Annotated in this window: 7 protein-coding genes; all 7 read left to right on the top strand. The window is 63.1% G+C overall.

Translation table 11 applies throughout. The features are described 5' to 3' along the window. Window positions 1–333: 333 nt before the first annotated feature. The 7 genes from der to ACO54Z_RS12605 all read left to right on the top strand — a co-directional run bounded on the left by der (window position 334) and on the right by ACO54Z_RS12605 (window position 8,492). The gene (der, locus tag ACO54Z_RS12635; protein ID WP_485997330.1) at window positions 334–1,716 is read left to right on the top strand and encodes a ribosome biogenesis GTPase Der; all 1,383 of its coding nucleotides are present in this window, start codon (window positions 334–336) and stop codon (window positions 1,714–1,716) included. A gap of 475 nt (window positions 1,717–2,191) precedes the next feature. After that, window positions 2,192–2,647 carry a division/cell wall cluster transcriptional repressor MraZ gene (gene mraZ, locus ACO54Z_RS12630; RefSeq protein ID WP_485997329.1) on the top strand — a complete coding sequence of 152 codons (456 nt, stop codon included), beginning with the start codon at window positions 2,192–2,194 and terminating at the stop codon, window positions 2,645–2,647. Continuing rightward, window positions 2,644–3,561, top strand: coding sequence for a 16S rRNA (cytosine(1402)-N(4))-methyltransferase RsmH (gene rsmH, locus ACO54Z_RS12625; protein ID WP_485997328.1), 918 nt, complete (start codon window positions 2,644–2,646; stop codon window positions 3,559–3,561). The genes mraZ and rsmH overlap by 4 nt, the downstream gene beginning before the upstream one ends. A 5-nt stretch (window positions 3,562–3,566) precedes the next feature. Then, a complete protein-coding gene (gene ftsL / locus ACO54Z_RS12620) occupies window positions 3,567–3,824 on the top strand; it encodes a cell division protein FtsL (RefSeq protein WP_298080700.1) in 258 nt (85 codons plus the stop codon). A gap of 3 nt (window positions 3,825–3,827) precedes the next feature. Continuing rightward, on the top strand, window positions 3,828–5,714 hold the full coding sequence (locus ACO54Z_RS12615) for a peptidoglycan D,D-transpeptidase FtsI family protein (RefSeq protein WP_485997327.1): 1,887 nt from the start codon (window positions 3,828–3,830) through the stop codon (window positions 5,712–5,714). Further along, window positions 5,686–7,143: a UDP-N-acetylmuramoyl-L-alanyl-D-glutamate--2,6-diaminopimelate ligase gene (locus ACO54Z_RS12610; protein ID WP_485997326.1), complete on the top strand. Its 1,458-nt coding sequence runs from the start codon at window positions 5,686–5,688 to the stop codon at window positions 7,141–7,143. Before ACO54Z_RS12615 ends, ACO54Z_RS12610 begins: the two co-directional genes overlap by 29 nt. After that, entirely contained in the window at window positions 7,122–8,492 is a 1,371-nt protein-coding gene (locus ACO54Z_RS12605) for a UDP-N-acetylmuramoyl-tripeptide--D-alanyl-D-alanine ligase (protein WP_485997325.1), read from the top strand. Before ACO54Z_RS12610 ends, ACO54Z_RS12605 begins: the two co-directional genes overlap by 22 nt. Window positions 8,493–9,579: the final 1,087 nt, after the last annotated feature.

Here is a 9,579-nt window from a genome sequence, read left to right as displayed (position 1 = left end):
ACAGAAACAGCCCAAGAATTCCCCCTCCCTCGCAGGGCGAAGCCCGCAGCGGGGGAGGGACGGGGTGGGGGTGAGCGATATTGTTGATGAATCAAAATCCCATTTTTCACGCTTGCTGCCCTCACCCCAGCCCTCTCTCTTGCTTCGCAAGCAATGCTTGTCGCTGCGCGAGCTGTCCCAGTCCCATAGGGAGAGGGAGCATATCGGCGCCTTGCCTTGCTTCCGCTCACACTACACAGGGCTTGAATTTGGGTTATTCCAAATTTATTCCACTATACATACACCTTGAGCGCTCAAGTGTATGTAAACCAGCCAACACCAACCCGAAACCCCATGACCCCCGAAACCGAAACCCCCGCCCGCCGCAAGCCGCTCATCGCCCTCGTTGGCCGCCCGAACGTCGGCAAATCCACCCTCTACAACGCCTTCACCCGCAGCCGCGACTCGCTCGTCTCCGACACCCCCGGCCTCACCCGCGACCGCAACTACGGCGAAGCGCGGCTGGGGGAAATGCCCTGCCGCATCGTCGATACCGGCGGCCTCTTGCGCGACGAAGAAGACCAGATTGACCGCCGCGTGGACAAACAGGCGCGGGCGGCGGTGGAAGAAGCCGATGTCGTCGTCTTCGTCGTCGATGGCCGCGACGGCCTGACGGCGGTCGATGAAACCATCGCCAGTGAGCTGCGCCGCAGCCAGAAGCCCGTCATCCTCGCGGTAAACAAAACCGACTTTGCCGACCCCGACCTCATCCTCGCCGACTTCTACGCACTCGGCATCGGCGACACCCTCGCCATTGCCGCCGAACACCGCCGTGGCCTGCAACAACTGGCGCAGCGCATCGTCGCCCGCCTGCTGGAATCGCCCGACGCCGCACTGTTTGGCGAAGACGACACGGCGGAGGCGCAAGCAGAAGGCATTGCCCTTGCCGTCATTGGCCGTCCCAACGCGGGCAAATCGACCCTGCTCAACCGCCTCATTGGCGAAGAACGCCTCGTCGCCAGCCCCGTCGCCGGGACGACGCGCGACGCCATCGCCATTCCCTATGAAGACGCGCACGGTGACCGCTTCACCCTGATAGATACCGCAGGCGTGCGGCGCAAGGCGCGGGTCAGCGACAAAATCGAAAAATTCTCCATCGTCAAAACGCTGGACGCGATTGAGCGCGCCAACGTCGTCATCCTCATGCTGGACGCGCACGAAGGTGTGAGCGAGCAGGACGCGCATTTGCTCGGCGAAATCACCCGCCGTGGCCGCGCCCTCATCATTGCCATCAACAAATGGGATCATCTGGACGAGGAACAGAAAAAAGCCATCCGCAGCCAGTTCGAGCGCAAACTGCACTTCGTTGATTACGCTGAAGTCTTCTACATCTCGGCGCTGCACGGCAGCAACATCCGCCAGCTCTTGCCCGCGGTGAAAAAAGTCTATCGCGCGGCGATGGCCGAACTCTCCACCAACAAACTGACCGAAGCGCTGCAAACCGCCTACCACCGCCACCAGCCGCCGCTGGTGCAGGGGCATTCCATCAAACTGCAATACGCGCACCAGGGTGGACGCAACCCGCCGCACATCATCATCCACGGCACCCGCACCACGAATGTCCCCGCGAGTTACACCACATACTTAAGCAAATTTTTCCGCGAACACTTCAGATTGCACGGTACTCCGGTGCGCATCAGCTACCGCGACAAGGCCAATCCCTACCGCGACAAATAAGCCGCATAACCCGCGCCAGCGGGTTTTTTATTGCGTGCGCGGATAAACAGCGCATCCTCGCCGCTAAACGAAAGCGCTGAAAAAAACACAAAGAATCACACGAAAAAACAGCGGATGGCTTTAGCTGCGCGGATACTGCCGCTTCTGCAAACCTTTTCTGCAACATTAAGTGGAAGCGGACGGGAAAGGACGCCTGCCGCGCGGTTTTTCCCAATGTCGCTCTTGCACGGCGCAGACAAAAACGCCGATGCGTTCACTTTCCCCACTTTATTGCACCGACTGCGGAAAAAATCGCCAATCCTGCTGTTTTCGCATCAATAAAATGCCAGAAATATCGCCCGACAGTAATGCAGGTATAACGCGATTTTGCGGACAAGCATGGATAATTTATTACGTAATTTTTTTCTAAAGATGACACGGGGTATAATGTGGGAAATTGTGCAACAGACCATAACTCACCCAGCTCACCCATGCCATGTTTCGCGGTATCTACCATATTTCGCTCGACACCAAGGGACGGCTTTCCGTCCCGGTCAAGGTGCGCGCGCAATTTGAGGCGGAGAGCGAAGGTATGCTGATTTTGACCACCGATCTGGAAAACCAGCTCCTGCTTTATACGCTTCCGGAATGGCAGCAGGTGGAGGAGAAGCTGGTGAAGCTGCCCAGCTTTGACCCGCAAAACCGTCGGCTGAAACGCCTTTACATGGGCAACGCCGCCGAATGCGAGCTGGACAGCACCGGGCGCATCCTCATCCCGCCGCCGCTGCGCCAGCGCGCGGGGCTGGACAAGAAGGTGGTGATGAGCGGCATGGGTAACAAGTTCGAGTTGTGGAGCCAGGAAGCTTGGGATGCGATCAACGCTGAGGATGCCGATGCGTTGCGTGCAGACGGGCTGGATCTGAACGGCGCGCTGGAGACGCTGGCGATATGAGTGAACACACCACGGTGCTCCTGCACGAAACGGTGCAGGCACTCGCCATTCGTGAGGATGGTGTCTATCTCGACGGCACTTTTGGCCGTGGCGGGCATAGTCGCGCCATCCTTGCCGCGCTCGGCGGGGCAGGGCGGTTGTATGCGCTTGACCGCGACCCGCAGGCAGCCGCTGCCGCCGCGACGGTCGCCGACCCGCGTTTTTATTTCGCGCGCACGCCGTTTTCCGCGATGGAGACAGCGTTTGCGGAGGTGCGCGCGGGCAGTCTCGACGGCGTTTTGCTCGACCTCGGCGTGTCGTCGCCGCAGCTTGACCAGGCGGCGCGCGGTTTTTCCTTTGCCAAGGAAGGGCCGCTCGATATGCGCATGGACAATGAAAGCGGCATCACCGCCGCCGACTGGCTCGCTGCCACCGACGAGGCGACGCTGGCGCGGGTCATCCGCGACTGGGGTGGGGAACCGCACACGGTGGCGAAACGCATCGCGCGCGCGGTGATGGCGGCACGCGGCAAGTTGCGCACTACGCTGGATTTGGCGGATGTGGTCGCGGACGCCGTGCCGCGCAAGTTGCACAAGGCCGGTTTTCACCCGGCGACGCAGACTTTTCAGGCGATTCGCATCGCCGTCAATGATGAGGTCGGCGAGATTGAGCGCGGTCTTCGTGCGGCCACCCGCTTGCTGAAATCCGGCGGGGTGCTGGCGGTGATTACCTTTCATGGACTGGAAGACGCGCTGGTGAAGCGTTTTGTTCGCGCCCACGAAGGCGCGCCCCTGCCGGCGGAGATTCCGTCGGCATTCGACCGGGTGAACCCGTTGCTGCGACTGGTTCCGCCCGTGGTCAAACCGTCCGCCAGGGAAGTGGTGGACAATCCGAGAAGTCGCAGCGCACGTTTGAGAAAGGCAGTAAAGGTATGAAAATAATGATGTTAATTCTGGCAGTGCTGCTTTGCGGTGTCTGTTTCAGCGGGGTCAAGGCGGCGAAGTTCGCCCATGAGCAGAGCAATCTCGTCAATGAGGTGCAGTCTCTGAAGAAAACCCGTGACCAGATTAACGCTGAATGGACGCAACTCCTGCTGGAGCAGAAGATGCTGGCGGATGACAGCGTGATTGACCATGCGGTGCGCAACGGACTGGATATGCATATGCCGCAGGCGACGCAAGTGGTTTATCTGGACTGAGCCGTGGCGCGTTCCGCTTCCCGCTATGGTGCCACTGCCCGCCGCAATGTTGTGGTGGGCTTTTTGGCGTTGCTGACACTGGGGCTGGTGATTCAGCTTGTCCGCCTGCAAGTGACCACGGCGGACACGCTGACCAAGCGCGGTTATGACCGCAGTCTGCGCATTCAGACGGAAGACGCGCTGCGCGGCATGATTCTCGACCGCGAGGGCGAACCGCTCGCCATTTCCACCCCGGTGAGCACGCTCATCATTGACCCGACGCGGATGTGGGCGACGCTCAACGGTGACTTTGACCGCCTGCGCGAAGCCTGCCTCACCGACCGCGCCTACAGCCCGGACTGCGCCTGGGTCAATCACGGCAACGAAGAAGAAGCGCGGCTGCGTTACCAATACGAGGCGTTGCGGCCACTGGCGGCGCTGCTTGACGAAGACCTCACCCGCTTTTATGACGAACTGGCGGCGCGCGCCGATTCGCAGTTCATGTATCTGGGACGGCAAATCCCGCCCAGCATCGCCAACGAAGCACTCGACCTGAAAATCCCCGGCCTGCGTCGTGAGAACGGCTACAAGCGCTTCTATCCCTCCGGCGAAATCATGGGCCAAATCATCGGCTACACCGATGTGGAAGACAAAGGACAGGAGGGACTGGAAAAACTTTACGAACAATGGCTGGCCGGACAGCCGGGCAAGGTCAAAGTACTGCAAGACCGCGCCGGGCGGGCGCTGCGCGTGGTGGAAGAAGTCAGCCCCGCCTCTGCCGGGACGCAGTTGCAGCTTTCCATCGACAAGCGCATTCAGTACATCACCCATCAGGTGCTGCAGGAAACCATGGACGAATTTCGCGCCGAATCCGTGTCGGCGGTGATGGTGGACGTGAAAACCGGCGAGATTCTCGCCATGGTATCGCTGCCTGCGGGCAACCCCAACGTCAGCGCCGAACGCCGTGCCGAACTGCTGAAAAACCGCGCCGTGACCGACACCTTCGAGCCCGGCTCGACCATGAAGTCGCTTGCGGTCGCCGCCGCCCTGGAAGCGGGCGTCATCACCCCGAAAACCAGCTTCCGCACCAGCGGCACCTACCAGATGGGGCGCTACACCGTGCGCGACACGCACAACTACGGCACGCAGGACACCGTCGGCGTCATCCGCAAATCCTCGAACGTCGGCATGGCGATGATCAGCGAGCGCATGCCGCGCAAAAAATACCGCGACTTCATGACCGCCCTCGGCTTCGGCCAGCCAAGCGGCATCGGCTTCCCCGGCGAACAGCGCGGCCACCTGCCGCACACCGAAAAAATCAGCGCCTTCGACTACGCCACCACCTTTTTCGGCTACGGCGTCAGCAGCAGCGCGTTGCAACTGGCGCACGCCTACGCCACCGTTGCCAACAACGGCGTCGCCATGCCGCTGTCGCTGCTCAAAGTCGAAGAGCCGCCGCAAGGCACGCGCGTCATGAGCGAAAAAACCGCGAAAGCGGTGCAGAAAATGCTGGAAGCGGTGGTCAGCGACGGCGGCACCGGGCGCCGCGCCAACACCGAAAGCTACACCGTCGCCGGCAAAACCGGCACCTCGCACAAAGTGCGCAAGGGCGGTGGCTATGCCGAAAAAAACTATCGCGCCATCTTCGCCGGCTACGCCCCGGCACACGAGCCGCGCATCGCCATGGTGGTCGTCGTCGATGACCCGAAAGGCAGCGAATACTACGGCGGCCTCGTCGCCGCGCCGCCGTTTTCCAAAATCGCCGACTGGTCGCTGAAAATGCTCGGCGTTCTCCCCGACAAAATCGCCAAATCCGGCGAAATCGGCCTCGTCGCCGACGCCGCCCTCTTTGAAGACAACGACTCCGTAGGAGCGCCCCCGCATGAAACCCCTGCCGAAGAAACTGAGTGAACTGCTGCGCGGCTTCGCCCCCGTCGCCGCCGAGCGCGACATCGCCGCGATTGCCACCGACTCGCGCGCGCTCACGCCGGACACCCTGTGGCTGGCCGCGCGCGGCGTCAGCCAGCACGCGCTCGACTACTACACCCCCGATCTCCCCGCCGCCGCCATTGCCTATGAGCCGCCCTACGCCAATCCGCCTGCGGACGCCATCCCCTGCGAACGTTTGAGCGAACACCTCGGCGACATCGCCGCGCGTTTCCATGACGCCCCCTCGCAGGCGCTGGACATCATCGGCGTCACCGGCACCGACGGCAAATCCTCGCTCGTCCACTTCCTCGCCCAGGCCACCGGCGGCGCGATGCTTGGCACCATTGGCTACGGCACGCTGGACGCACTCGAAGCGGCGAGCCACACCACCCCCGACCCGCTGCGCATCCAGCAGCACCTCGCCCAATACCGCGACGCGGGCATAAAAACAGTTGCGATGGAAGTCTCCTCGCACGCACTCGCGCAACACCGCGTCGGCGGCATCCGCTTCCGCATCGGCGTCTTCACCAACTTGAGCCGCGACCACCTCGACTACCATCACGACATGGAAGACTACTTTCTTGCCAAAGCCCGCCTCTTCGCACGTCCGCTGCCCGTCGCCGTCATCAACATCGACGACGCGCACGGCCGCCGCCTGCTCGACGAAAACCGCGTCCACCCGGACACGCACGTCATCGCCGTCAGCAGCCACGATAACAGCCACCCCCGCGCCGCACAAACCCTGCGCGCGCGCAACATCGCGTTAAGTCCCGACGGTATCGCCTATACCCTCGAAACCGAAGCGGAGCAGGTCGCCGTCAAAAGCGGCCTGCTCGCCCGCTTCAACGTGGACAACCTCCTGAACACCGCCGCCTGCCTGCTCGCGCTCGGCACGCCATTTGCCAAACTCCCGGCCAAACTCGCCGCGCTGCACGGCGTCCCCGGCCGCGCCGAACGCATCCCGCTCACAAACGGCGCCGCCGCCATCATTGACTACGCCCACACCCCGGCGGCACTCGCCAACATCCTGCAAGGCGTGCGCGCCCACGTGCCGGGCAAACTGTGGTGCATCTTCGGCTGCGGCGGCGACCGCGACCGGGGCAAACGGCCGCTGATGGCACAAGCCGCCGAAGCCAACGCCGACATCGTCGTCATCACCGACGACAATCCGCGCACGGAAAACCCGGCAGACATCATCGCCGACAGCCTGCGCGGCATGGGACACCGCGAAAACGCCTGGATCAAGCGCCCGCGCGAAAGCGCCATCACCTTCGTCCTGCCGCAACTGCAGCCGGGCGACGCCGTGGTCATCGCGGGCAAAGGCCACGAAGACTACCAAATCCTCGGCACCGTCAAACACCACTACTCCGACCAGGAAACCGTGCGCGCATGGCTGCAACAAAACCCCTGAACACCCCGCTCACCGCCGCCGAAATCGCCACCCTTTGTGCAGGCGTTCACCGTGGCGCCGACTTCAGCGCACTCAAAATCAGCACCGACAGCCGCAGCCTGCAAGCAGGCGAACTGTTTGTCGCCCTGCGCGGCGAAAACTTCCGTGGCGAAGACTTCTTGCCTGCGGCGAAAGAATGCGGCGCCGTTGCCGCCATCGTCGCCGAATACCGACCAGAGGTGGACTTGCCGCAAATCATCGTCGCCGACACCCTCGCCGCCTTGCAGGCGCTGGCACGCGACCGTCGCGAGCGTAGCCAAGCGCAGTTTTTCGCCATCACCGGCAGCAACGGCAAAACCAGCACCAAAGAAATCCTGCAACGCCTGCTGCAAACCCGCGGGCAGACGCTGGCCACCCTCGGCAATTTGAACAACGACATCGGCGTGCCGCTCACCCTGCTGCGCCTACGCGACGAAGACCGCTATGCGGTGATTGAAATGGGCGCGAACCACCCCGGCGAAATCGCCGCGCTGGCGGCACTCGCCCGCCCGGACGTGGCGCTGATTACCAACGTCGCCCCGGCGCACCTCGCCGGATTTGGTACGCTCGAAGGCGTCATCGCCGCCAAAAGCGAAATCTACGCCTACAGCGACGGCGCGATAATCCTGAACCTCGACAACCCCGCCGCCGCGCGCTGGCAAGACCAGTTCCGTGACCGGCCGCAATACACCTACTCCCTCAATATCGACGCCGACGTCACCGCGCACGACCTCGCCGCCGACGGCAGCCGCTTCGTGCTGCGCGTGGACGGCGCCGACTACCCGGTAGCGTGGCAACTGGTGGGACGGCACAACATCATGAACGCGCTCGCCGCCTGCACCGCCGCCCGCCTCGCCGGTGTCAGCGGCGCGCAAATGCAGGCGACACTGAACGGCCTCGCCCTGCACCAGTCGCGCCTCGCCGCCATCCGCGTCGGCGCGCACACCATCTACGACGACACCTACAACGCCAACCCCGCCTCATTCAAGGCGGCGATAGACGTGCTGGCCGCCGCGCCGCGCGCGCTGATTATCGCAGGCGCCATGGGCGAGCTGGGCGCAGAAGAAGCGGCACTGCACCGCGACGTCGCCGCCTACGCCGCCGCCTGCGGCATTGACGATTTCTGGGCAGTCGGTACGGGACTGGCGGAGCAATACCTCGCCGCCTTCCCTGCCGCCCGCCCCTTTTTGAACACCGCCGCCGCCGGACAGGCGCTCGCCGCCCACCTCGCCGATGCGCCCGCCACGGTGGTATTGGTCAAAGGCTCACGCAGCGCCCGCATGGAAGGCGTACTCGCCGCAGCGGGCATTACCGCCCCCGATGGACATTGAGGGGTGAAGATGAACGCGCACCACCGTGATGCAAAACTACCGCCTAACGGCTCCCTCCCCTGCGAAGCGGGAGAGGGCTGGGGTGGGGGTGTAAAAACGCCGCGCAGCGACAAATTTACATACACCTTCCCCGCTACCCTGTATGTAAACGTAGGGTGGGGCTTGCCCCACCGCACTGACGCGACTGCGGGAACGAAAGCACAAAATCTTGCCGTTCTGCTTCCTCCTCTCGTGGGGGAGAGCCGGGGTGGGGTTTGCCTGCATACCGCGTTGCCGGATAGCCAACCCGCGGCCCGTCATGCGGTAACGGTGCGCCAAGGCGCACCCTATAGCACAGACGTTCTCAAAATGGTGGCTGACCGATTGGCATCGGCGCTGAAACCCTTAACCCCACCCCGCCCCTCCCCCACGGGGGGAGGGAGTCTGCCCGTGGAAGGACGGGATTCGGGTTCGTCAATCAACGATCATAATGCGGCAATCATCGCTACGATTCCCGCCGATTTGCCCCTCCCCTGCAGGGCGAAGCCCGCAGCGGGGGAGGCTTGGGGTGGGGGTAACGCCCGCCATGTCATCACCAATGCCACATCATCATCCGTTCTGCCCCCTCCCCCGTGGGGGAGGGTTGGGGGCTCCCCACGAAAAATGCGGTCGCATTTTTCGTGGGAACCCGGGGTGGGGGCAGCACACGACCCGCGCAGCGACAAATTTACATACACCTTCCCCGCTACCGTGTATGTAAACGTAGGGTGGGGCTTGCCCCACCGCGCTGACGCGACTGCGGGAACAACAGCCCGAACACTCGCCGTTCTGCCCCCTCCCCCCGTGGGACTGGAACAGCTCGCGCGTAGTGCGACAAGCATTTGCTCGCGTAGCGAGAGAAAGGGTTGGGGTGGGGGCAGCAAACCATTCGCGCAGCGGCAATACCTCACGTTACCCAAGAGCCCGTTTGTAATCCGCCATGCGGTAACGGTGCGCCAAGGCGCACCCTGTTGCGCCCCCGTGGGGGAGAGTAGGGCAGGGGAGGGGTTCGCCCGCATACCACGCTGCCGGACAGTCAATCCGCGCCCCGTCCCGCTTTTACATACAC

The sequence above is a fragment of the Cardiobacterium sp. genome (assembly GCF_057314735.1).
This window is presented reverse-complemented; position numbering and strand designations above follow the sequence as displayed.